Here is a 23,950-nt window from a genome sequence, read left to right as displayed (position 1 = left end):
CCGCCAGCTTGAAATACATTGACGGGAATGGCCGGGTTTGCAAAAAGCCCGGCCATTCTCTTTTACGGATTATACAAAACCGAGAGAAACGAGAACATATATAAGCACCGTCTCCGGGTAGCTTTGCCGGTAGACGTTACTTTTTAGAATGTATCTAGCTCTCCTTATAAGATTTCCCTCAAATGACTGAAGGAAGTTTTCCAAGGTTCGTTGGGAGGCTCCGTCAAGAAAGCTTCTTGCGCTCCTCGCTGCTTCGGCATGAGATCGTCTCCAGAGACGAAATTTTCCGCCAAACAAGGACTTCAAACGAGAGATTTTCGCTGTCCAGCTACGATTTTCCCCGATCGCGTTCGCGCTGTGCTGACGATATAAGAGCTTGGGAACACTGTCATAATATATCTTTCCCCCTGCGCCCGAAACGATAAGATAGGACCACCAATCGTGACTCACGAAGGGAGTGAGCCTCGCACTCTCCTGCACGATCTTGAACGCCGCTCTGTTCATCAGCATGGTATTTCCGCCAGCAATATTTTGCAGCAATGCATTCTGAAAGCTGGGGTTTCGCTTGATCAGACGGGATAAACCGACCTGGCGGCCTTGTTCATCTATGAGAATCGTCCTGCCGCAGTACAGCATCGGCCTGTTCTCATCACGTTTATCCATGATCTCCATGGCATGTGACAGTTTGTCTTGTAGCCAGACGTCATCCTGATCACAGAAACCGAAGAAATCTGCATCATCCGGGGTCTTAATAATCAGGGAACGAAAATTCTCCGCAAAACCACGCTGCGGCCCTTGATCGATATTATACGCCCCGCACGTCCAGCGATTACGGTACTCATTCAAAATCGCGAGTGTGCCGTCCGTCGAGCCATCATCACTAATCCACAAGTCAACGGCACCATTGTCCTGGGCAGCTATGGAATCAAGCTGTTCACGCAGATGCCGCTCACCATTACAGGTCGCCAACAAGATTGATGTTTTTCTCATGTTTTTGAGCGACCTCTCCTAACTCCATCATATACGCCCATCCCCAGCGCCGCTGGGAACCTCGTACACTTCGCTGGCCTAATCCCGCTATTTATGGGCGGCGCGAAAGAGATTGACCGGCAACCGCGCGGTGCCGTAACCATGCCATACTCGTCATGTTCCATGCCGCATCTTCAATAGAGAATCCACCTGAATGGCATTTACACATCATCTTTCCTTAATCCGGCGCCTTACCCGGCGTGAATTTGATCAGCGTTTCAAGGGTTCTTTTTTAGGTTGGTTCTGGGCGATCATCGTACCTCTTGCCATGCTCGCGGTTTATTCGCTGGTGTTCGGATCCATTCTCGGGTCCCGATGGCCGCAGCCTGAAGACGCAACCACCCAATTCCCGTTTCCAATGCTGTTGTTCGTGGGCCTGATCGTGTTCGGGTTGTTTTCCGAGCCATTCAACCGAGCGCCAAGTTTGATTCTGGAAAATAGCTCTTATGTGAAGAAGGTCGTTTTCCCCCTCGAGATTCTGCCCGTCGTCGCTGTTATTGGCGCGCTGATAAATTCGGGCATATCCTTCATCGCATTCTTTCTCATATATTTCGGCCTATTCGGCATCCCGCCATACACAGCCCTGCTGCTGCCCATCAGCTTGCTGCCTTTGGTGCTGTTCACACTTGGCGTCAGTTATTTTCTTTCATCGGTTGGCGTGTTCCTGCGCGATGTCCGCCACATCACTGCCCCGCTCTCCACGGCCATGCTTTTCCTTTCTGCTATTTTCTACGATCCGGAATCAGTGCCCGAGGCATATCGGTGGCTTCTTTACCTGAATCCGCTCACGCCCGCGGCCCTGCAGGCCCGCGACCTCCTGTTCTGGGGCAAGATTCCATCCCTGTTCGAGTTTGCCGTCAGTTTACTTTTTAGTCTTCTGGTTTTCAGCCTCGGCCTCGAATGGTTCAAGCGTACAAAAAAGGCGTTCTCCGATGTCATCTGACGAAATCATCATCGAAGGAAAAGGGCTGGGAAAGGCATATCAAATCTACGCCAAGCCCCATGACCGGCTGAAACAGATGCTCTTCCGGTCCCGCCGCTTTTACAGCGAGTACTGGGCCGTGCAAAATGCGGATTTCGTTGTCCGCCGCGGCGAGACCGTTGGCATAGTCGGACGCAATGGCTCCGGTAAGTCCACACTCCTGCAAATTATCGCAGGCACCCTTCAGGCCACGACCGGCAGCATCGAGGTGAAAGGCCGGGTTGCACCACTCCTTGAACTGGGCGCGGGGTTCAATCCCGAGTTCACAGGTCGAGAGAATATCCGGCTCAGTGCCGCAATCCTCGGACTATCGCCGGATCAAATCACCGAAAGAGAGCCATCGATCGTGGACTTTTCCGGCATCGAGGATTTCGTCGACCAGCCGGTCAAAACATATTCCTCCGGCATGTATGCTCGCTTGGCCTTCGCCGTGGCAGCGCATGTCGATGCTGACGTCCTGATCGTGGACGAGATCCTGTCCGTAGGCGATGCCGCTTTCACCCAGAAATGCATGCGTTTTATTCGCAAGTTCAAGGAGCATGGGACCATCCTCTTCGTCTCGCACGATACGGCGTCCGTGAATGCCTTATGTGACCGTGCGATCTGGATGGACAAAGGACAAATCAGGGCTGAGGGAGAAGCCAAGGAGATTTCACTTGCCTACCAGGCAGCGCTGCATGGCGACGATGTGGGCGGTTTCTCCATTCAAGGCAGAAAGCGCGAAGCAAAGAAGCCTCGTCGCGATCTTCGCCACGAGTTGATCGCGACTTCAACGCACAGAAATGACATTGAGGTGTTTGCTTTCGATTCCGAAGCGCCCTCATACGGAGCCGCCCAGGGCAAGATCGTCAATGTCGAATTCCAGGCAGAAGATCAAACCCCGCTTTCGGTGATCGAAGGCGGAAGCGAGGTGACGCTTGTCGTCGAAGCGACCGCCCTCGCGGATCTGGCAAGCCCTATTGTTGGTTTTTTCGTCAGGGACAAGCTGGGGCAGAACCTGTTTGGCGACAATACCTATCTAAGCTTCGCGCACAGCCCCCTCGAAATTCCTGCCGGCGACCGGTTCGTCGCGCGCTTTTCGTTCCAGATGCCTTATCTGCCGACAGGCGACTACGCTGTCTGCGCCGCTCTCGCTACCGGTACGCAGAGCGATCACGTCCAGCAACACTGGGTAGATACGGCAGTTACGTTTCGGTGCGAGGGCGGGCATCATCGCCAAGGGCTTCTGGGTATCCCGATGCATGAGATCGACTTGAAGCTTAACGATACCGATACCGCGCAGAGCTCCGCTCCTGCTTAACCCTTTCATCCCATTCCTTTAGCCGGAGAAATTCATGGTAGCCTATACGACGCCTTCATCCATTCAGCTTCCGGAACGGGTCGAGTTTCCAGTCTCGTGGGCGGGTCATATTCCTTTTGCTTTCTGGATTGTCGAGAATCTCCGACCCAAAAAAATCGTCGAGTTAGGAACTCACAGCGGTAATTCGTTTTGCGCATTCAGCCAGGCGGTCGATCGCCTCGAACTGGACACGGCGCTTCATGCTGTCGATCACTGGGCTGGCGATGAGCATGCAGGGGCTTACGACACGGCCGTCTACGATGATCTCAAGAGATATATGAAGAACCGCTACAGAGATCGCCCTCACCTGCACCGGACCAGCTTCGACGATGCGACCCGCGAATTCGACGACGGCAGCATAGACCTGCTCCATATAGACGGGCTCCACACTTATGACGCGGTGAAGCACGATTTCGAAATCTGGCGACAGAAGCTGACAGCAAACGCTGTCGTTCTTTTTCACGATACGGCGGTTACTAACCGGGATTTCGGTGTGGGTCGATATTTCGAGGAATTGGCGAAGGAACATCTCGCGTTCAACTTCTCTCATTCGCATGGGCTGGGGGTGTTGGCCCTGTCCGAGAACCTACCGGAACCGGTGCTTGCGCTTCTTCGGGGGCAAGCAGATATGAATGGGCTGCTGCCGCGGAGCGTGTTTTCCCGTCTCGGTAATGCCATTACCGATCATTTTTATGCAGAAGCGTTCTGCAAGGTTGAAGAGCGCGACCCTTTTCACATGGGTCCTGATGCGCCGTCCCTCTCAGAGATGCTGCGTATGCTCCAGCACAACGCGGGCGAGCGGATTACGCTCTACACAGGCTTCAACTCTCCGAAGGTCAATACGTCGGACGTATCCGACGATCTCCCCCTCAAGATTCTGGCAAGCGGCTTTTTCAGTCCGGACCATTATGCAAAGCTGGCTGGGCTTTCCACCGACGACGCGCTTGCACTCTGCCGCCACTATCTAGACGAAGGCGAAGAGGCCGGGCTTAGTCCCTCCGCCGAATTCGATCCGGTCTTCTATGCTCAGGAATATCCGGATGTTGTGACTTCCGGATCAGGACTTCTGGAACACTATCTCTTCCATGGTCGCCATGAGGGGCGCGTGCCAATGAGCGCGGAAGGAGTCATACAAGAAATCACCCCCCCTGAGACAACAAAGTCAGACGTTTTCGCAAAAGAGGAATAATAACATTCGCCCGGGATATTCTACCTAAAGTATTATTGCTCGCACACGTGGAGGGAACGCCAAAGAGAAGTCAGGAGAATCAAGACTGAAATTCAAATTATAATAGGCGTCGTTATTAAGTTTATCCTTCCAACGCAATTTCATGAATTCGACTTCTGAAGAGAACCTCAACTTCTTTTCAGGGGTATCTTCAGCTCCTCGTGAAACGCTCTCCAGATGGTAGAGTTCAGCGAAGGGCGTCACAACGTTAAGGTATCCGGCTTCGAGACTCTTAAGGCATAGGTCGACGTCGTTAAAGGCGACCTTCAAATTCGTCTCGTCTAGACCACCTATGTCTAGATACTTTCTTTTATCGATAAGCAGGCAAGCGCCGGTAACAGCCGTCACGTTTGAGCGAACCCTCAAACGCCCGAAGTACCCAAAGTCGGAGTAACGTTTAGCGCCTAGATGAAAATGGTTTGCGACCCCTCCAACACCGACCACAACACCTGCGTGCTGAACAGTATCGTTTCCATAATAAAGCTTCGCGCCCACACAACCTATCGAAGGCTGTACGGCCAAGGAAACCATCTCAGTCAGCCAGCCCGGAGAAATAACCTCGATGTCGTTATTGATCAGGCCGACGATCGTGCCATTGGAATGTTGAACCGCGTAATTATTTATAGCCGAGTAATTAAACGGCTTATCATAATCGATAATATGTATATTCTCGATTGACTGCAAGGATTCGAAATACTCTTTCGTCTCCGGCTCCACAGAACCGTTATCAACTATGATGATTTCATAGTTTTTGTATTCCGTTTTCTCCAGGATAGAACTAACACAGCCGCGAACAAGCTCCACCTTGTCTCTGGTTGGAATGATCAAACTGACAAGCGGTGCCGGGGTTGGAACAGCATAACGATAATTATAAAAGGGCAGATTCTCTATCGGAACAACATCCGCGCCCTCGCCTATCCGTGCTGCGTGGTCTTTCAACGCTCTGAAACCAGCATCGTAAGCATAGCTTTTTTCCGAGCCTGATGCGGCGGTGGAACCGGCAACAGCGCGCCAATGATATAGTATTTTTGGAATATGTCGTATCTGGTCGGGATGGAGCCCCTCTATGAGACGAAGGTTCAAATCATAGTCCTGGCTACCTTCATACCCCTTCCTCCAGCCACCGATCCTGCGAATATTATCTGTCTTATGCACCGTAAGGTGATTGAAATAATTCTGCGACCTAAGAAGTTCTAACGAGAAATCCGGTTTGAAAAACGGGTCGAATCTATCTCCGGCTTCAGAAATCTTATCCTCATCGCTGTAGATCAGAGCGCTTTCGGGATGCCGGGCAATTTCCTGAACGATTTCGTAAAGCGCATGCGGCCGCAAAATGTCATCATGATCAAGAAGCGCTATCCACTCTCCCCGAACAATCTCGAGAGCGGAATTCGAGGCCGCGGAAATGTGCCCATTTGTCTCACGAAACGTCACACAAATACGGTCATCTAGTTGCATGTACCGTGTCAAAACTTCCCTGACGTGGGGATCCGTGGAGCAATCATCGGCGATACAAAGCTGCCAATTGCTGTAGACCTGCGCACGAACGCTTTCAATCGCTTCAACAAGCAGATTCTCCGGCGGATTATATGTAGGCATGACTACAGAAATCAGCGGCTGAATTTCCAGCTTTTCTGCGGCATCGCGCATGGCCCGAAGATCGTCTGGAGAGAAACTGTCGTAGAGGCGAATCCATTCCTCATAGGTCCGCTGGCCGGGGGACGAATTATCTCCGTCGCTCGACGAAACCCGCTCGACCTCCTTCATAAGGCCACTCACCCCCTCGGCTCGAAGGATATCGAGAGAGCGGCTTGCCGTGTTCCACGCCTTCCTCGGCGTATCCATCCTGTTGCTCGCCGTACTGACGATCCTTCTCAGCCGGTGAAACGATGAAGAGATACGGCGAAGGGTTACGTCTTTCAGAAGGAACGTTCCCGGCGTCACACCTGGATCGAAGCGAAGTCGCGACGTTACCGCCGGCAACTCGAAGGCAGCTTGATAGGATGCGCCGATTTTCCGTATCCTCAGAGAAATCGTATCTCCCTCAGAAAAGCCCTCGCCCCGGTCAAAATAAAGGACCGGAGACATCAAAGCGTCGTCGGCTGAAAATCCCAGCAACCGCATCCGGTACATGCCCGGCAGAAGTGGTTCCGTGAGGTCAACCAGAAACTGCGGGTCATTGCCGATGATTTCCCACTCATCAGCCTTTTCGCCTTTGCTGATCAAGTGAAGATCATTCACACCCGAAAGGCTCAGTCTCTGTTCACGTCGAAGAAAATGTTGCATGGGATTAAATCAATGCCCGTTGTACAGCCTCGATGAATTGGTGCACCCCACTTTTCCACTCAGGTAGGGGGTGACCAAAAACGTCTGAGAACTTTCGGTTGCTGAGACGCGAATTGGCAGGACGTTTGGCCGGTGTCGGATAATCGGCGGTTGTTATGTCCTGGACGTTTGCGCTCTGCAGGCCAAGTTTACTGCTCTCGGAAAATATTTCACGCGCGAAACCCGCCCAGTTCGTATCGCCTGTTCCGGTCATGTGAAATACGCCGCGCCATTGGTCTGCTTCGTGATTTTCGAGAATGTGGGTTGTCACGGCATATATCGCCGCCGCGATGTGCGGAGCATAAGTAGGTGACCCAAATTGGTCCGCAACAACATTTACCGTTTCGCGATCACCAGCCAAACGCATCATCGTCCTGGCAAAATTATTACCCCAGGGGGCAAATACCCATGCTGTCCGAAGGATGACGTGCCGCGCATTATAGAAAGCGACATAATCCTCCCCTGCGAGCTTGGAAGCACCATACACACTCCGCGGGCCGACCGCGTCAGTTTCGACATATGGATCAGGTGCATCGCCAGAAAAGACATAATCGGTAGAAAGATGTATAATCGGGATGCCGGCAGCAGCAGCAGCACGTGCAACATTGCCTGCACCATCGCGGTTGACCAGATAGGCCAGAGAACTCTCCGTCTCGGCCCGATCAACTGCCGTATAAGCGGCGGGATTAACGATAACGTCCGGGCGAAAAACGGATATTGCTCGTCGCAAACCATCAAAATCGGTTATATCAAGATCCGGGCGCCCCAGGCAGCTCAGTTCCACATTCTCTGGCTTCGCAGCCATCATTGCCTGCGCAACCTGACCGGTATTACCTGTTACAAGAACACGTTTGGCAGCCATCACGCCACCTGCCCCAGTCGCTCTCCCGCATAGGCCTTGTCCCGGATCGGGCGCCACCAGGCCTCATTCGCCAAGTACCAGTCGATTGTCTTCTCCAGCCCGGTTTCAAACGTTTCTTCAGCGCTCCAGCCCAGCTCGCTTTCGATCTTGGTCGGATCAATTGCATAACGTCTGTCGTGTCCGGGGCGATCAGTCACAAAGTGAATGAGATCACGATAGCTGCCCTGGCCTCTCGGACGCTTACGGTCAAGAATAGCACAGATGGCCTCGACAACCTGAAGATTAGTCCGTTCAGCCCGCCCACCAATATTATAGCTTTCGCCCGTTTTTCCCTTGGTCAGTACGCACTCGAGGGCCCGAGCGTGATCCTCGACATAAAGCCAGTCGCGAATGTTTGCGCCCTTTCCGTAAACTGGGAGAGGTTTTTCATGGAGAGCGTTCAATATCACGAGGGGGATGAGCTTCTCGGGAAAATGAAAAGGGCCATAGTTGTTGGAGCAATTGGAGAGAACCACCGGCAGCTTATAGGTCTCGAACCACGCTCTCACGAGGTGATCGGACGCCGCCTTGGAGGCCGAATAGGGAGAAGACGGATTATACGGTGTCTCTTCCGTGAACACGCCGCTGTCGAATGGAAGGTCTCCAAACACTTCATCTGTCGATATGTGATGGAACCGAAATGCCGCCTGCATCTCGGGCGCCAGCGTCCTCCAGTAGCACAGAGCGGCATTCAGGAGACGAAACGTGCCCACGATGTTGGTTTCGATAAATGCTGCGGGACCGTCGATTGATCGGTCGACGTGGCTCTCCGCTGCAAGATGCATGATGTGCGTGATCTTCTCCGCGTGCATCATATCCAGCATCGCTTGTTCATCACAGATGTCGGCCTGATAAAACTTATAGTTGGGACGCTCTGAAGCAGAGCCCACCGAGGCGAGGTTGCCTGCATAGGTTAGCTTGTCGACGTTTATGACATTTACCGAAGGCCGGGAAACCAGATGCCTCACGACAGCGGAACCGATAAAACCAGCTCCTCCAGTGACCAAAACTTTCATTTCATTCTCCGACATCAAATTTGGTTCGCTCAATCGTATTACTCGAACGTTTCGGCGTCACCGAAACCCGGAGCCTTCCGATCCTTTTCCGACAGCTTGAAAGCACTGCCGAGATCGGGCCACGAGATCGCGATACTCGGATCGTCGTAGCGAATATTTCGATCTAGTTCCGGGGAATACAGATCACTGACCTTATAGACGACCTCGGTCCCCGGCTCCAAAGTGACGAAGCCATGCGCGAAGCCCTTTGGCACAAGAATTTGGTTCCATTTTGCCGCTGATACTTCCAGACCCACCCATTTTCCGTAGGTCGGAGACGAGCGCCTTATATCAACAGCAACGTCGTATATAGCTCCCTTTACCACGCGAACGAGCTTGTCCTGCGCCTTTGGAGGAAGCTGATAGTGAAGCCCCCGGAGCACTCCGATTTCGGCGGAGAGCGAGTGATTGTCCTGAACAAACTGGAGATCGACGCCGAGCGCCTTGAATGATTCCTGATTATAGGTCTCGGAAAAGAAGCCGCGATCGTCGCCGAATTTTTCCGGAATGATCTCCTTGACGTCCTTGATCTCCAGCGATCGAATTTCAAACACGGGGCATTCCTTTTACGCGGCGCAGATAGTTTGCATATTCGGTTTTCCCGAGCTCGTCTGCTCGACGCTCCATATGCTCGTCATCAACGTAGCCAAGCTCATAACCGATCTCCTCCAGACACATGATCTTTATGCCCTGACGTTTCTCGATAGTCCGAACATAAGACGATGCCTCATGCAGGCTGTCGTGGGTGCCAGTGTCCAACCACGCATATCCCCGCCCAAGCTTCGCGACCCGCAATTTTCCTTGGGCCAGATAAGCGTTATTTACATCGGTTATTTCCAGCTCACCGCGCGCAGAAGGCTTAATGCTTGCGGCGATATCCAAAACGTCGTTGTCGTAGAAATACAGGCCGGTTACTGCCCAGTTAGATTTGGGTTGCGTCGGCTTCTCTTCGATCGATTGCGCGACGCCGGTCTTGGCATTGAATTCGACCACGCCGTAGCGCTGCGGATCATCAACCCAATAGGCGAAGACAGTTGCTCCGTCGGGCTGGAGACGCGCTTCCGTGCAGAGGTCTGCAAGGCCGGCGCCATAGAAAATATTATCGCCGAGGACGAGTGCGACAGAATCATCGCCGACGAACTGCCGACCAATGATAAATGCCTCTGCGAGTCCGTTCGGCTGCTCCTGCACAGCATAGCTTATCGAAATTCCGAAGTTGGAGCCATCGCCCAGCAGAGTGGTAAAGGCCTCCATATCCCGCGGAGTCGTGATGAGCAGTATTTCTTTGATGCCAGCCATCATCAGAACGCCGATGGGATAATAGACCATAGGCTTGTCATATATCGGCAGAAGCTGTTTTGAGACCGGCACTGTCACCGGATACAGACGTGTCCCGCTTCCACCCGCAAGTACTATACCTTTCAAGAGGCCGCTCCTTGATCTTGTTGATTCGTCGAACGTTCGCACTGAAAATGCATAAGCCCATCCGGGAGAATGCGTCGACGAGATTTCCTCTCAGTTTGATACGGCACTGGTTTCCTTTCAGCCTCGAAGGTATTGTGACGGCCGGCAACACACTGGGGATGCAGAACGTTCGTCGATTCAGCAAGAAGCTTATGATTGTGTCCTAAATGGACAATCAGACAATTTGAATGACTCATTGTAGTCAAGATTTTTAGCACTTTCGTAACATACACTCGGGATTGGTCCTCGCCGATGAGCTGAATGCAAGATGGCAACGCTCATGCACATGCACCTCGTTTGATCTTAAGGCAGGCCAGGCGGCCCCAGCAGACGGACGAACGGTGGGAGCAGCTACTTTTCTATCCGGAACCAGGAACAGATCACGATCACAGTTCCTGATTTGCATCGTGGCGCAGAACAATGACTGTTGAAAATATAATACGGGCTTTAGTTAAAACGTTACGTTGCAACTACGACCTAGACTTGACTTGCTCAAACGGATTGTTCATAGCGCCTAGAAATTTGAAATGCCTTATAATATTGGTTGGGGGGTTTTATGAAAATCGCAGTGGCGGGGATGGGATATGTTGGCCTCTCCAACAGCGCGCTTCTCTCTCAGCACAATGAAGTTACAGCTATCGATGTTCTGCCGGAGAAGGTGGGTCTGATAAACCGTCGGATATCGCCGATTATCGATACGCATCTTCAACAATTTATCCAGGACCCAAAGCTTTCACTAACGGCAACTGTCGATCCACAAACGGCATACCAGGATGCACAATACGTCATCGTGGCCACGCCTACCAACTACGATCCCAGCACGGGAATGTTCGACACCCGGTCGATCGAGGCTGTCATTTCCACCGTCCACAGCATCAACCCGCAGGCGACTATAGTAATCAAGTCCACGGTACCCGTGGGGTACACTGCGGATTTGTCGCGGAAGATGGGAAAGAATAATATCATTTTCTCGCCTGAGTTCCTTCGCGAAGGCAAAGCACTTTACGACAACCTCTACCCTTCTCGTATTATCGTCGGCGACCGCTCCTCACGTGGACAAGAGTTTGCTGATCTTCTTCTTGCCGGCGCGCATGATAAGTCAACGCAAGTGCTGCTGACCGGCCCGACGGAAGCGGAGGCAATCAAGCTCTTTGCCAATACCTACCTTGCGATGCGCGTGGCATATTTCAATGAGTTGGATAGCTATGCCGCTTCTCATGATCTGGATACACGAGAAATCATCGAAGGCGTTTGTTCCGATCCTCGTATTGGAGCGCAATATAACAATCCGTCCTTTGGCTATGGCGGTTATTGCCTGCCAAAGGATACAAAGCAGCTTCTTTCGAACTACCGGGACGTCCCCCAGAATCTCATACGTGCGATTATTGACTCAAATAGCACGCGCAAAGATTTCATTGCCGAACAGATATTGGCACGTCAGCCCCGAAGGGTTGGCATACATCGTCTGGTGATGAAGGCAGAATCAGACAATTTCCGAGAGTCGAGCGTCCAGGGCATCATGAAACGGCTCAAGGCAAAGGGCGTAGAGGTTATAGTTTACGAACCCTTGCTCGCAGATGAACCCCATTTTTTCCACTCCCGGATCGAAACCGATCTCAACAGTTTCAAGAGAGATTGTGACCTGATCGTCGCCAACCGCGTCGTCGACGAATTGCGGGACGTGAGTGAAAAAGTATACACACGGGATATTTTTGGGAACAGTTGAATATTAGAAAGTTATTCTCTTGGATAAGGCAAGTAATAAAAAAATACTTCCCGTTATAGTAGGAGCCACAGCTCTAACTATAATTATATTAATGATAATCGGCGTAAACCCTTTCACCCACACGCTCGCTCCAATGGACCTGCTCCTTCATTATAAAGGCTGGTCAAATCTCGATATGAAGGTGCCACTCATTAATCCAGAGCGCTCCGACGTTTTGGATTATTATCTTCCCAAATGGCGCTTTTTCCGCCAGGAAATTCTAGCGGGAAACTGGCCCGCATGGAACCCGTACAATCAGCTCGGTGGTGTCGGTATATGGAACCCGACAGAACAAGGGTTGAGCATACCTTTTCTCATCTTCCTGATCATCCCCAACGAGGCGATCGCTTATACACTTGCACGTTCTGCGAATTTCATCATTGCAAGTGTTGGAACATATCTCCTCCTCTTGGTGATGTTTCGCCACCGGACTGCGGCGATGCTCGGCGGAATTACCTATGCCTTCTGCGGTTTCAATATAGCCTGGGCCCACTGGCCGCACGTCACCACCAGCGCGCTTATTCCATGGGTGCTTTTGGGTATTTGTGCTTATCTTGAAACCGGGCGAGTGCGTTGGCTTGCCCTTGTATCCGGCAGCATAGCTCTCCTTGCATATGGAGGCTTTCCGTTCGTGGCAGAATGGGGGGCACTCGCTGCCGCTCTTCTGGCCAGCACGATACTCATCGGACAGCTCAAAAACGGCGATTCTCGAATTATCATATTTTCTCGCGCAGCATGTCTCTTTCTTGCGGCATGTTGCGGGGCGATCATTGCACTGCCAGGTGTATTGCAGATGCTCGCCCTCCTTAAGACGACGGATATCTCGCATCGCTCTGGGGGCACTGTCTTTGCCCCCAGCGATGTCATAAACTTGCTAGGTTTTGACTTCTCGAAAAAAGTGGGAGTCGAACGCACGGTTTCAACGAGTTATATAGCCACTGGCCTTGCCTTATTTGGAATCGCGATCGCCGTGTTCCGTCGCGAGCGGTACACGATATTCTCTTTAGTTCTTTTAGTTATTGTAACTCTTGTCGTGTTTGGCGTCCTTCCGCGTGATCTCGTGAGGGCGCTACCAGGATTCGACAACAATGTGTGGTCGCGTGGGAGTGCCCTGATCGGACTCGCATTGGCAATGCTTTCTGCCTCGGCTCTCGCATACATAAGCAATATCATCTCTCGGCCTCTCGCGAAGATCGTGAGCATTGGCGCCGTGGCGCTCGCGGCATTTCAATTGCATGGTAATTTTGCGCAAATGAACGCGAAACCAGAGCTGCAGGCGTACCTTCCAGAGACGCCAACGATCTCTCACATTCGTAGCAAACTTATTCCAGTTCAAAGCGTTTTAGCGGATAATTCGTATATTATATCGGGGACTATATCTAATTACTTTGTTCCGGAATTTTTTGGGCACGGTTTTCGTACAAATAGTCAAGAATTATTAATGCTGGAACTTGCCACGAACTTTCGTTCAACGTCGACAGCGTCATCATTAGCGTGTGAAAATATAACACCCACTCTTCCTGCCCTCACTTACGTAGGAGTCAGGTATGTGCTTATCTCGGACAGATGCAGACAAGGCATCGCGTACCTTAGCGACGGTCATGGGCATCGTCCCTCTCCACTTATTGATCAGAATGGTCTCGACGGGGTCATACTATTAGAGGAGAAAAGAGCAATCAGTGGGGCAACTTTCACGTTCGCAACTTATACCGCAGCAACAGCTCCCGGAAGAGTGAGATTTTGCCTGCATGATTCCTCCAGGGAAATAGCTTGCAGCTTTCTTTCGGCTGAAGAGATCAAGGACAACAAGCCTGGAACCTTCCGGTTCGCCAAAGACATTCTTCTTCCGGCGGGAGAGTATCGGTACACGCTTCAACTTCTTCCTCCATTTGAGGCTTCAAAGAAATTGAGCGTGTGGAGCTTCGAATCGCCAAAAGAGCAACATTTCACGACGTCCGGCCAATCGCGTGAGTTTATCCCTAAAATGAGCCTGCTTTTCGAACGAGAATGGCCAAACAGCTTTGACCTCCGAAGTCTGGAGCCCGGCATTACTCTTGTAGAGAACTTGGCAGTCAGTGGCAGCAGCTATTTTCTGGACGATCTACGTAATCCCGACCTGCCCGATTTTGATAACGTCACTTTGACCGAGTATCACGCGGATGATATCTACCTGCACTACACGGGTAACAAGGCTGGATGGGTTGTCCTTCCCATCAGGGCGGATAGTAACTGGCGAGGTACCATTGATGGCGAAAACGTATCGGTGGAACGGTTCCTCGATCTCTTCCCCGCACTACAAGTCTCAGGTAGTGCTCATATTCGTCTCTACTACGATGACGCCGGCGTTCTGAGATCCTTTGTTCGATTACCCCTGATTGGCCTGTGCGTTTTGCTTGCAGTACTGTTTATAGGGCGTCGATTGGAACAGAAGGTGACGTCATGACCCTACGCTTAGTCTTCATGTTGAAGCTCGGCCCACACTGCCTACCAGACAAGGATACAATAGAATGAAACTCATTATACAGGTTCCCTGTCTGAATGAGGCGGAGACACTTGGCATTGCGCTGGACGCACTGCCGAGAGAAGTTCCAGGCTTTGATGTTGTCGAGTGGCTCATCATTGACGACGGCAGTAGCGATAATACTGCGGACGTCGCACGGGCGCATGGAGCCGATCACGTCGTCAGGCACACCCGCAATAGGGGGCTCGCCCACGCCTTCATGACCGGCATCGATGCATGCCTGCGACTTGGAGCAGACGTCATTGTCAATACAGACGCTGATAACCAATATAATGCAGGAGATATTCCGGCATTGACAGCGCCAATTCTGATGGACGAAGCCGATATGGTCATCGGTGCGCGCCCCATTACCACGATCGATCATTTCTCCCCGGTTAAAAAAGCTCTTCAGAAACTTGGAAGTTGGGTCGTACGAACCGTGAGCAGCACGGATGTCCAGGATGCTCCCAGCGGCTTTAGAGCTATCTCTCGTCAAGCGGCAGAAAGCTTAGTTGTCTTCAATAACTACACATATACTTTAGAGACGATCATCCAGGCCGGACAGAAAAATCTTAAAATTGTAAACGTTCCCGTTTCCGTCAACGAAGATCTCCGGCCATCCCGTCTGTTCAAGAGTATCCCGGCGTATATTCGCAAATCCGTCATGACGATGGTGCGGATTTTCGTCATCTATAGGCCCGCTCGTGTCTTCGGGACTCTTGCAGTGTTCCTGTTCGGCACAGGCGTGTTAATCGGCTTCCGTTTTCTTGTATATTGGCTTATGGGGCAAGGAGACGGACATATCCAGTCTCTGATATTGGCGGCGGTTCTGATGCTCATGGGCTTCCAGACATTCGTTACTGCCTTTTTGGCAGACGTTATCGCAGCGAATAGACGACTTCTGGAAGAAATCCGCACGACACAACGACGCGCTCTTTCTTCCAAAGCTGAACATATCGATGGCTACTCAGGAAAGTCGCCGGTAGGCACCTCCAAATAAGGAAACCAGAATGTCTATCAAAGTTGCAGGCGGTCGCTCCGAAGAGGGCGTCGTAATTGGTAATACTTTCGACAAGTATGGCTCAAATAACCCGCTCGTTAAATGGATGATGGCAGGCTTCGATGGAGCCCTCTCCGACTTCGTCAGCGAAGCAGCACCACAAACGATTCACGAAGTTGGATGCGGCGAAGGCTATTGGGCGATGACTTGGGCGCAGAGAGGAACACAGGTCAAAGGAACCGACTTCTCGAGCGACGTGATCGAGATGGCTCGAGGCAATGCAAAAGCGCGGGGTCTTGACCCGAAAATGTTCGAAGTCCGTAGTATATATGACGTGGATTCCATCGCCGACAGCGCTGATCTGGTCGTATGTTGCGAGGTGATGGAGCATGTCGATGATCCAGACCGCGCACTCCAGGCGTTACAAAAGATCGTGCGTAAAGACTTGATCATATCTGTGCCGAGAGAACCCCTGTGGCGCCTTCTGAACATGGCACGTGGGAAATATCTATCGGATTTTGGCAACACACCCGGACATATCAATCACTGGTCCACCCGCGGCATCCAGCGGCTTGCCAGCAGATACTTTGATGTTGTCTCGGTAAAGACCCCTTTACCCTGGACAATGGTTCACTGTCGCCCTCAAAAAAGTCATAAGTAAAGAGATCATCTTGAGTAAGATATCCCGGGCGCAGTGGTTGAACCGAGTCGGACAAATCCTTGGATTACTCGGTGTTCTATTTCTTGCCTACAAATTATTCCAATATCAGTCGGAGCTCGATTTTCAAAATTGGGGTATCGCCAACACTGCCGCCTTGCTCGGTCTTTGCCTGCTCTATGGCTTGGCGAACCTCTCGCTAACGGCAGGGTGGCACTTCTCCCTTAAATATCTTGAGTATCCTCAAGAATTCAAATGGACACTTAATGTATATGCCGTGACCCAACTGGGGAAATACCTCCCAGGCAACATCTTTCAGTTTGCAGGACGCCAAGCTATGGGTGCTGCCGTAGGCATCCCGCAAAAGAAGCTTGCCTTGAGCTCGCTCATCGAAGTGTTTTTCCTGACTTTAGCTGCCGCGTCCTATGCTCCTACCGTTCTGCCCACCTACTTCGCTTGGATCTCAAGAGAAGTATCCCTGTTGCTTTGTCTGCTTACGATTTCCATTGGCCTCATAGTGACGGCACTACTGAAACCCGCTGCCTTATCGAAGTCTGGCCTGGGTTACTGGACACAGGTATTAACGTCGAGTTCGATATTCGTCGGAGTCTACCTGCTGGCCGGCGGCACCGTGAGCAGTTGGGACCAGTTTTTTGTCATCGCAGGCGGCTTTAGCGTAGCCTGGTTGATCGGCTTACTGACACCAGGCGCTCCAGCCGGTCTCGGCGTCAGAGAAGCTGCGATAGTGCTATTTCTGGCAGAAGTAGCCCCGGCACCAATTGTCCTGAAAGCGGCTCTATTGGGCCGATTAGTAACAACTATAGGCGATCTTCTTTTCTACCTTGCTAATCGTGTCGCTCAAAAACAACTTGCCCTCAAGAGTCATTAAACCTCGTATTCTATACACACGATGCGCCAACAGGAAATTCCTACATAATTCCGCTGGCGGCTTGTAGCTTTTTGAGAAACGGCAGGTGCAGCAGGCTGCCCTTGCGACGTACATCCGTCATGATTTGCGGAAGGTGATCCTCGTGACCAATCTCCCGCAAAGCTTGCTCAATCTCATCGCTGGTGAACTGAAGACGATACAAAAGATCACGCTTCATCAGAGGGCAACCGAGGAATCTCCGATACAAGAAACCGCCCGTGTGGATCTGAGACCTCTGTCCAATAGCAGCGATCACGCTATCGATGATCTCAGGCGGACTCATCTCGGACAAATCGGACATGCGTAAGCGAGTTGGCGCCGGAGTATATCGTGAGAGGGCGAGCAAATCTTCTTTTGAAAGGCGCCCCAGCGGCGCCCGCAAGTCATTCGGACTGTAAAGTATCTCTATCGTTCTGGCTTTCGGAACTATCGCGCGGGAAAGTCCGATCTCGCCCGCTTTTATGGCCCAGAGCCGCGAGTCAATCAGCAGGTAATTGATCCAGAAATCACGAAAATACTCCGCTCTAAAGACATCGCCGTGGACCGAAAAGCAAAATGACTGAATGTGATATTTAATCTCCCAATTCTCAAATGCGCCGGTAACATCCGCCTTGGAATCCGCGAGACGCTTGAAAAGGTCGACCAAACCATTTTCGAAGAAATATGTGCTGTCATTCAGATATATGACCCGATCAGCTTCCGGAAATTCTTCCAGGCAATAGAGTGTAGCGTCCTTGAAGCCGCCAATGTCGAAGCCCGCATTGTTTCGGATTAGTATCTTCTTCGATTTCAGCTTCACCTCTTCAAGATCGTCGCCTGTCATGGGATGATTTATGACAAGCACGACGTTCACACCGGTATCAGCCAGTGCATTAAGCGCGTTACGTACATACCAGGGAATACCGCTCGGCTGCCATATTAGGAAAATGGCATATACATTTCCGGAGTGGTGCAGGTGTCCATCGTGCGTCTCGACAATGTTGGAACTCTCGACCGGCTTGTTGAACCACTTGGCGGCGAGCACCTTGCGATCGTGATAATATAGGCGAGCTGCAAGTTTTCCTACGCCGAAAATTCCCTTGTTCAAAGCTTGTCGAAACGCCACGCATCTCTCCCTGATTTAAATTACTGACTTGTGAAACACGGTCCCACGTCCGAAATGAGACACGGACACCTAAATTGCGAATCCTCATAAAATTCTGCAATGGCCTGGCAGGACTGGCAAGGCAACAGATAATGCATTCCTGTCTGAAGCTGACGTGACCATACAGCCTGCAATGGCATGGCATTTGTTCGCATTTCCCGGTAGCGAGCTTCTACAGTGGAGAATCACTATGTTCTCGCCTTTGAACCGCTCTTGCATCGGTCACCAAAGCGCGGGCGGTGAGAGGGGGCTCCTCGTATTAGAATTTTCCCGACACGGCCTAAATCCCACGCGACTTTGACAGAACCGTTAGCCAGAATAACCATATCGTCCCAGCAGGTTTCGGTCATTTCGATCGGCTACGGGAAGAATCACAAAGGCGTCGGGCAGGCTCATGAACCAGGGCACTGCTTATTGCCGCAGGACGGACAGGACGAACTGTCCTCGTTGAACTCGCCGAACCATCTCATAGATCAATATTCAGTTCCGGATACCGCGCATTTATTGCATCAACATCGACTTGGTATTGCTTGCCGATCCAGGCACATATCTCGTTGATCAGGTCACTCGATGAATGTGCGTAGGCCACCAGATCGCACCGTCTGCCTGTTTTCACAACGACCGGATTCGATGGAACGAGCGCTCCACTTGCCAGCAATGCCGAAACGACGCTCAGCCATCCTATCGCGTTGCCCTGCCCCATGAGCGCGGCCTGCACGACGACCGTGTAATCCGAAAACTGAAGCTCGCGTGCCGTTTCTGTGATGATCTTCGAAGACACAATATCTGCCCACCGGAATTGCGACCCGCTCAGAGTAATCAGCCGGTGAAGTCCTTGATGTGGCGACTGTTCGAAGTCGGGCGCGCGCACGGGCATCAGGATTTCAGGCATCAGCGAATAGATCGAGTATCGCTCATCTCCGCGCGGGTCGAAGCGCATTGCAATGTCGACATCATTGACGGGACAATCAAGTGGCCCCGCGATGAACTGAAACTGCATTTCGGTGTCTGGAAATGCGGCTTGAAACTCTTTCATGCGCGGCATGAACCAGTGAGTAGCGAAAGCCGCCGAAACCGACATGCGCACGGTACGACGCTTCTTTGACGCTTTCTGCGTGAGGCCAGCCAGCGCCTTTTCGATATTTGAAAAGCTCTTCGAGACTTCTGTAAAAAGACGTCCCCCCTCATCGGTCAGCTCGGCCCCAGTCGGCGTCCGCCGGAACAATTGCATGCCGACATGTGCCTCTAGTCGACCAATGGTCCGGCTGACTGCGGGGCTGGTCACACCCAACTCTTTAGCAGCCCTGGCAAACGTGCCACATCGGACCGCAGCTTCGAATGCGACCAGTGTGTTAAGCGAGGGAAGCAGGCGCCTGAGGTGGGACATTACAAAATGTAACTCCGGTGCTGATTATTATGGGAATTGCCGGGGAGAAAGTCATTCGCCACAACTCGTTCCACTGCTGATTTTTGTCTGACTTGGGAGTGGCAAATTAAATGGCGTTCGAAAATTTCAAGGTCCTGACCTTTGATATCGTCGGGACGTGTATCGACTTCGAAAAGGGCGTCCTCGATGGTGTCCGCAAGGCTGGCGGCGATGCCGCCAGGGCGCTGACCGACGACCAGATCTTCGGCCCCTATCTGAAGGCGCGGGAAAAATTTCCGGGACGTGCGAGCGAAGTCATGCGTGACGTCTATCTCGATGTCGCTCGTGCACTTGGACTGCCGGAAGACGATGCCGCAGGAGACAGTTTTCACAGTCAGTTTTTCGATTTTCCCGCATTCGAGGATTCTGCGGAAGCACTGCGTCGTTTGCGTAGGCATTTCCGCCTGGTTGCAATGACCAACTACGACCGCGTCGGCTTCAGCGCGAATTCCAACAAGCTGGGAAATCCGTTTCACGACAGCGTCACTGCTGACGATGCCCAATATCCCAAACCCGACCCGAGATTCTTTTCCTATAACCTTGGCCGTCAGTCTGCATTCGGTTTCAAACAGGACGAGATCCTGCATGTCGCCCAGAGCCAGTATCATGATATCGGCGTCGCCAGAGAACTCGGGTATAAAGTTTGCTGGATTGAGCGTCGGCAAGGGCTCAAAGGATTTGGCGGCTCGCCAGTCCCGGAGATGGTAACAAGGCCCGATTTCCACTTTGCCACCCTGCGCCAGCTTGCCGACGCCGTCGACGCCGAGAAAAGCTGAACAGCGACACGAGCCCAGGAGTTCGCACGTGCATAAGTCAGCCTTACCTCTATCGCTCTGGCGCGAAACTGCGACACCCGCAACGGCCCACTCAGAGCTGCATGACAATGTCCAAGCAGATGTCGTCATCATCGGTGGCGGATATACCGGTCTGTCGGCGGCGCTGAGAGCGATCGAACTGGGATTAAAACCTGCCATTCTGGAGGCACGGCAAATTGGCTTCGGTGCATCGGGAAGAAACGGTGGCGTCGTGTCCACCAAATTTCGGGTCTCGCTAAGCGACATAGCGAAAACCCATGGCAAGAACGTTGCTAAGCGCATGAATGCGCTTGGCCACGAGGCAATGAGTTGTGTCGAGAATTACATCGAACAATTCGGTATCGTGGAGGCCGACCTGCGGCGAACTGGTAATATTCGATGCGCACATAACGAGACGGCATTTACCGCTCTGGTCGAGGAAGCAAAAATTGTCAGGGAGGTTTTCGGCGACACGAGCTTCACCATACTCGATGCCAAAGCTGTCGCGGAGGAAACCGGAAGCACATGCTTCTTTGGTGGCATTCTGAATTTTCATGCCGGAATATTCCATCCCCTCAGCTATTGCCGGGGTCTTGCGAAAGCCGTTCTTGCCAATGGTGGCAGCATTTATGAAAGTAGCCCTGCCCTTCGTTTTACCGATGAGGGGGGTGAAAAGCGCGTTCACACGACTGACGGGTCGATCCGGTGCAAACAGGTGCTGATCGCGACGAACGGCTATTCGGATATCAGTTCCGCCACCGAAGCTGTTCGCAAGACCGTCATCCCCTTCCGGAGCGCTATCATCGCGACCGAAGCGCTGCCCAGCGCGATTTTCAGGGAGATTCTTCGCAACGACCGCAGCTATAGTGAGACACGACGAATGATGAGATGGTTCAGGCGCAGTAGCAACCGGCTTCTCTTCGGTGGTCGAGGTGCTTTTGGCAAAAACGACTCTCCCGCCGCCTACGCGATGCTGGAACAGGCAATGCGCGATATTTTCCCTCAGCTGAAAGAATATCGTGTAGCCAGTCGCTGGTCGGGCCTTGTTGCGATGACGATGGACAGCCTCCCGCAAATTGGGCTTATCGAAAAAAATATCGCATTTTCTCTCGGATATAACGGTGCAGGGATTGCCATGTCGAGCCTTCTTGGACGCTACGCGATCGACATACTGCAAGGAAAGCAGCCCGACCTTGCACTGATGCAGCGCCAAAAACCGGAAAACATTCCGTTCTTTTCGATGCGCGCGCCAGCCGTCCGAACAGTTGCTGCCTGGTATCAACTGCTCGACCGGTTTGGACGGTGATTCAGGCTGCATCTTCGCTAGAGAGAACTGCATAGTCTCATCGCGTCCAGCATCGCCGAATGAACGTTCCTACTTGCAAGAGCATCACCGATGCGATGCAATTCGAACCCCACTTTATCGTGTTGCGGCTGTGGTCTGGCATCAATCAAGGCCCGCAGATCCGTCACGCCATCATTCGAGGAATGCGAACGAAGCGCGTCGAAGATATCGTTGGATGGAACACTCCCCTGCTCCACTACGACATGGTCCACCACGAGCGTTTCCACCTCCCTCGATATGTCGTTGACGAGTGTTGCAACCAATCGATTGTCTTGACGCTCAACGGCCGTCAAACGAGTTTCTGTCTTCGGATAAAGGTTGAATTTCAGGAAAAGCTTTTTCCACCTGACCTTTTCGGCATAGGTCAATTCCTCCCCGAGCTGTGCATCGATAGTCACAAAATGAACTTTGGCACCCACACCAACCGCTTTCTCTGCTGCGAGCGGTGCGGGGTGTCGGCCTGTTCCATCGAATATCAGTACGTCTCCCGATAGCTTTGCCTGCCCGGACAAAATATCCCAGGTCGAGGCGCACAGATCACCGCCGTGAAGAAGATCGATTTGCGGCATGCCACCAGTGGCCAGCAAAACAACATCCGGGTCCAGAGACATAATCTCGCTATCATCGAGATAGGCATTCGTTTGCATGGTAACGCCAAGTCGGTTCAGTTCGGCAACTCGCCATTCAACTATACCGAGCAGGTCAGTGCGCCACGATCCCTTTGCACCAAGAAGAAGTTGACCGCCGAGCTCGGATGCAGCTTCAAACAGCGAGACCTCGTGTCCCCGTTCCGCACTTATTCTCGCAGCTTCCAGACCGGCAGGCCCGCCGCCTACGATAACGACCTTGCGTTTGCCATTACCGGATTTCGAATAAACATGCGGCAGAACAGTCTCGCGCCCCGTAGCGGGATTGTGAAGGCACGCGGGACGGTGCGGAGATTGGCAATGGGTTGCACCGACGCATGGCCGGATCTCTTCTTCTTTGCCTTGAGCCAACTTGCTTGCCAGATATGGATCGGCGATCTGCGCGCGTGTCATCCCGGCCATATCAACTTTGCCTTCCCGTATTGCAAACCGTGCCGACGCGATGTCGGAGATGCGGGCCGCGTGAAAAACTGGAATGTCCAGTTCCTGACGAAAACGACCGACAGGTTCGATCCAGGGCGCGAGCGGCGATCCCATGCCCGGCATCGCATCCTCCGCAAGACCGCGCGTGGTATCCATCATTCCGTAAATCGCGTTGAAGAAATCGATTCCGCCAATGTCGCGCAAGGCCTGTGCGACTTTGACTGACTCCTCAAAATTCATCCCCCCACCAGGTCCCTCGTCGACCGCCATGCGGATGCCCACGATAAAATCGTCACCGACGGCCCTTCTGATCGCCTCATGAACCATCAACGGAAAGCGCATCCGATTTTCAAGGGAACCACCGAAACGATCGGTGCGGCGATTCGCGATCGGCGACAGAAACTGGCCGATCATGTGCCCGCCAGCATGTGTCTCTATGCCATCGAGACCGCCTTCCTTGCACCGCAAAGCAGCATTGGCGAACGCTTTGACAACGCGGTCTATATCGTGCTCATCCATCTCGCGTGGTATGCTACGATGCAAAGTTTCGCGAATGGGCGACGGCGCGATCATTGCAAGGCGGTCACCACCATAGCTTTCCCCGCGGCGCCCAAGATGCGTTATCTGACACATGAGCGCAGCACCATGGCGGTGCATTCTCTCAGCGAATTGCTGAAAATGGGGAATGATTGCGTTTGTCCCGACATTCAACTGGCGAAACACATTCGGCGAATCCAGGTCGACATTTGAAGACCCGCCGAACATCGAAAGCGCAAGACCACCCCTAGCCTTTTCCTCATGATAACGCTGATAGGCCTCAAGCGGCATCCCTCCCACTTCCAGACCGCACGCGTGGCTGGTGCTCATGATCCGGTTGCGAAGTTCGAGATGCTTGATCTTCAACGGTTGCAGCAGCGGGTCTGCTTTCGCATTAGTTGCTTTTTGCTGGTACATTGTTTTCCCTCGGGCAATAGCGAACCCATTCACGCAAGCGGTC

19 protein-coding genes are annotated in these 23,950 nt (G+C 52.3%); 10 read left to right on the top strand and 9 right to left on the bottom strand.

Going from position 1 to position 23,950, the window contains the following annotated elements; genetic code table 11:
- Positions 1-69 precede the first annotated feature (69 nt).
- Positions 70-990 (bottom strand): glycosyltransferase family 2 protein, encoded by a 921-nt coding sequence (locus tag IE151_RS06470; RefSeq protein ID WP_189489021.1) that lies wholly within the window; start codon positions 988-990, stop codon positions 70-72.
- A gap of 193 nt (positions 991-1,183) precedes the next feature.
- On the opposite strand from IE151_RS06470, the gene IE151_RS06465 reads away from it, so the two are divergent.
- From IE151_RS06465 to IE151_RS06455, 3 genes are read left to right on the top strand one after another with little or no spacing between them, the layout of a single operon-like run.
- Positions 1,184-1,972 carry an ABC transporter permease gene (locus IE151_RS06465; protein ID WP_189489019.1) on the top strand — a complete coding sequence of 263 codons (789 nt, stop codon included), beginning with the start codon at positions 1,184-1,186 and terminating at the stop codon, positions 1,970-1,972.
- Positions 1,962-3,311 carry an ABC transporter ATP-binding protein gene (locus IE151_RS06460; protein WP_189489017.1) on the top strand — a complete coding sequence of 450 codons (1,350 nt, stop codon included), beginning with the start codon at positions 1,962-1,964 and terminating at the stop codon, positions 3,309-3,311. The genes IE151_RS06465 and IE151_RS06460 overlap by 11 nt, the downstream gene beginning before the upstream one ends.
- 34 nt (positions 3,312-3,345) lie before the next feature.
- Entirely contained in the window at positions 3,346-4,539 is a 1,194-nt protein-coding gene (locus IE151_RS06455; protein ID WP_189489015.1) for a class I SAM-dependent methyltransferase, read from the top strand.
- 24 nt (positions 4,540-4,563) lie between these two features.
- Here IE151_RS06455 and IE151_RS06450 read toward each other — a convergent pair whose 3' ends face one another.
- From IE151_RS06450 to rfbA, 5 genes are all read right to left on the bottom strand, one after another.
- Positions 4,564-6,804, bottom strand: a complete 2,241-nt coding sequence (locus tag IE151_RS06450; protein ID WP_210310865.1) for a glycosyltransferase family 2 protein — start codon at positions 6,802-6,804, stop codon at positions 4,564-4,566.
- Positions 6,805-6,868: 64 nt separating this feature from the next.
- Positions 6,869-7,765, bottom strand: coding sequence for a dTDP-4-dehydrorhamnose reductase (rfbD, locus tag IE151_RS06445; protein ID WP_189489011.1), 897 nt, complete (start codon positions 7,763-7,765; stop codon positions 6,869-6,871).
- Entirely contained in the window at positions 7,765-8,820 is a 1,056-nt protein-coding gene (gene rfbB / locus IE151_RS06440) for a dTDP-glucose 4,6-dehydratase (protein WP_189489009.1), read from the bottom strand. The genes rfbD and rfbB overlap by 1 nt, the downstream gene beginning before the upstream one ends.
- A gap of 38 nt (positions 8,821-8,858) precedes the next feature.
- Positions 8,859-9,413: a dTDP-4-dehydrorhamnose 3,5-epimerase gene (gene rfbC, locus IE151_RS06435; RefSeq protein WP_189489007.1), complete on the bottom strand. Its 555-nt coding sequence runs from the start codon at positions 9,411-9,413 to the stop codon at positions 8,859-8,861.
- Positions 9,406-10,284 (bottom strand): glucose-1-phosphate thymidylyltransferase RfbA, encoded by an 879-nt coding sequence (gene rfbA, locus IE151_RS06430; protein ID WP_189489005.1) that lies wholly within the window; start codon positions 10,282-10,284, stop codon positions 9,406-9,408. Before rfbA ends, rfbC begins: the two co-directional genes overlap by 8 nt.
- Before the next feature lie 595 nt (positions 10,285-10,879).
- On the opposite strand from rfbA, the gene IE151_RS06425 reads away from it, so the two are divergent.
- The 5 genes from IE151_RS06425 (at position 10,880) to IE151_RS06405 (ending at position 17,135) form a co-directional block, all read left to right on the top strand.
- A complete protein-coding gene (locus IE151_RS06425) occupies positions 10,880-12,049 on the top strand; it encodes a nucleotide sugar dehydrogenase (protein ID WP_189489003.1) in 1,170 nt (389 codons plus the stop codon).
- 133 nt (positions 12,050-12,182) lie between these two features.
- Positions 12,183-14,531 (top strand): glycosyltransferase family protein, encoded by a 2,349-nt coding sequence (locus IE151_RS06420; RefSeq protein ID WP_189489001.1) that lies wholly within the window; start codon positions 12,183-12,185, stop codon positions 14,529-14,531.
- A 64-nt stretch (positions 14,532-14,595) separates the two neighbouring features.
- On the top strand, positions 14,596-15,588 hold the full coding sequence (locus tag IE151_RS06415) for a glycosyltransferase family 2 protein (protein WP_189489000.1): 993 nt from the start codon (positions 14,596-14,598) through the stop codon (positions 15,586-15,588).
- Between the two features lie 10 nt (positions 15,589-15,598).
- On the top strand, positions 15,599-16,249 hold the full coding sequence (locus IE151_RS06410; protein WP_244636631.1) for a class I SAM-dependent methyltransferase: 651 nt from the start codon (positions 15,599-15,601) through the stop codon (positions 16,247-16,249).
- Between the two features lie 10 nt (positions 16,250-16,259).
- Positions 16,260-17,135, top strand: coding sequence for a hypothetical protein (locus IE151_RS06405; RefSeq protein ID WP_189488999.1), 876 nt, complete (start codon positions 16,260-16,262; stop codon positions 17,133-17,135).
- A 40-nt stretch (positions 17,136-17,175) separates the two neighbouring features.
- Here IE151_RS06405 and IE151_RS06400 read toward each other — a convergent pair whose 3' ends face one another.
- A complete protein-coding gene (locus tag IE151_RS06400) occupies positions 17,176-18,198 on the bottom strand; it encodes a rhamnan synthesis F family protein (RefSeq protein WP_189488998.1) in 1,023 nt (340 codons plus the stop codon).
- A gap of 586 nt (positions 18,199-18,784) precedes the next feature.
- Positions 18,785-19,705: a LysR family transcriptional regulator gene (locus IE151_RS06395; protein ID WP_189488997.1), complete on the bottom strand. Its 921-nt coding sequence runs from the start codon at positions 19,703-19,705 to the stop codon at positions 18,785-18,787.
- A 110-nt stretch (positions 19,706-19,815) separates the two neighbouring features.
- Between IE151_RS06395 and IE151_RS06390 the strand changes: the two genes are divergently transcribed.
- Together IE151_RS06390 and IE151_RS06385 are read left to right on the top strand one after the other, a co-directional pair.
- Positions 19,816-20,520, top strand: coding sequence for an HAD-IA family hydrolase (locus IE151_RS06390; RefSeq protein ID WP_189488996.1), 705 nt, complete (start codon positions 19,816-19,818; stop codon positions 20,518-20,520).
- A 28-nt stretch (positions 20,521-20,548) separates the two neighbouring features.
- On the top strand, positions 20,549-21,844 hold the full coding sequence (locus IE151_RS06385; protein WP_189488995.1) for an NAD(P)/FAD-dependent oxidoreductase: 1,296 nt from the start codon (positions 20,549-20,551) through the stop codon (positions 21,842-21,844).
- Between the two features lie 17 nt (positions 21,845-21,861).
- On the opposite strand, the gene IE151_RS06380 is transcribed toward IE151_RS06385, so the two are convergent.
- Complete coding sequence (locus IE151_RS06380) at positions 21,862-23,907, bottom strand: NADH:flavin oxidoreductase (protein WP_189488994.1); 2,046 nt, start codon at positions 23,905-23,907, stop codon at positions 21,862-21,864.
- Positions 23,908-23,950: the final 43 nt, after the last annotated feature.

Origin of the sequence: Limoniibacter endophyticus, from assembly GCF_014652835.1 — a bacterium.
GTDB classification, from domain to species: Bacteria; Pseudomonadota; Alphaproteobacteria; order Rhizobiales; family Rhizobiaceae; genus Limoniibacter; species Limoniibacter endophyticus.
The sequence above is the reverse complement of the archived record's forward strand: the minus strand, read 5'-3'. Positions and strand labels throughout refer to the sequence as shown.

Coding starts and splice junctions, on each gene's coding strand:
- IE151_RS06420 (WP_189489001.1), top strand. CDS start 12,183: ATGGACCTGCTCCTTCATTATAAAGGCTGGTCAAATCTCGATATGAAG.
- IE151_RS06390 (WP_189488996.1), top strand. CDS start 19,816: ATGGCGTTCGAAAATTTCAAGGTCCTGACCTTTGATATCGTCGGGACG.
- IE151_RS06470 (WP_189489021.1), bottom strand. CDS start 990: ATGAGAAAAACATCAATCTTGTTGGCGACCTGTAATGGTGAGCGGCAT.
- rfbD (WP_189489011.1), bottom strand. CDS start 7,765: ATGGCTGCCAAACGTGTTCTTGTAACAGGTAATACCGGTCAGGTTGCG.
- IE151_RS06410 (WP_244636631.1), top strand. CDS start 15,599: ATGTCTATCAAAGTTGCAGGCGGTCGCTCCGAAGAGGGCGTCGTAATT.
- IE151_RS06380 (WP_189488994.1), bottom strand. CDS start 23,907: ATGTACCAGCAAAAAGCAACTAATGCGAAAGCAGACCCGCTGCTGCAA.
- IE151_RS06455 (WP_189489015.1), top strand. CDS start 3,346: ATGGTAGCCTATACGACGCCTTCATCCATTCAGCTTCCGGAACGGGTC.
- rfbB (WP_189489009.1), bottom strand. CDS start 8,820: ATGAAAGTTTTGGTCACTGGAGGAGCTGGTTTTATCGGTTCCGCTGTC.
- IE151_RS06460 (WP_189489017.1), top strand. CDS start 1,962: ATGTCATCTGACGAAATCATCATCGAAGGAAAAGGGCTGGGAAAGGCA.
- IE151_RS06465 (WP_189489019.1), top strand. CDS start 1,184: ATGGCATTTACACATCATCTTTCCTTAATCCGGCGCCTTACCCGGCGT.
- IE151_RS06395 (WP_189488997.1), bottom strand. CDS start 19,705: ATGTCCCACCTCAGGCGCCTGCTTCCCTCGCTTAACACACTGGTCGCA.
- IE151_RS06415 (WP_189489000.1), top strand. CDS start 14,596: ATGAAACTCATTATACAGGTTCCCTGTCTGAATGAGGCGGAGACACTT.
- IE151_RS06425 (WP_189489003.1), top strand. CDS start 10,880: ATGAAAATCGCAGTGGCGGGGATGGGATATGTTGGCCTCTCCAACAGC.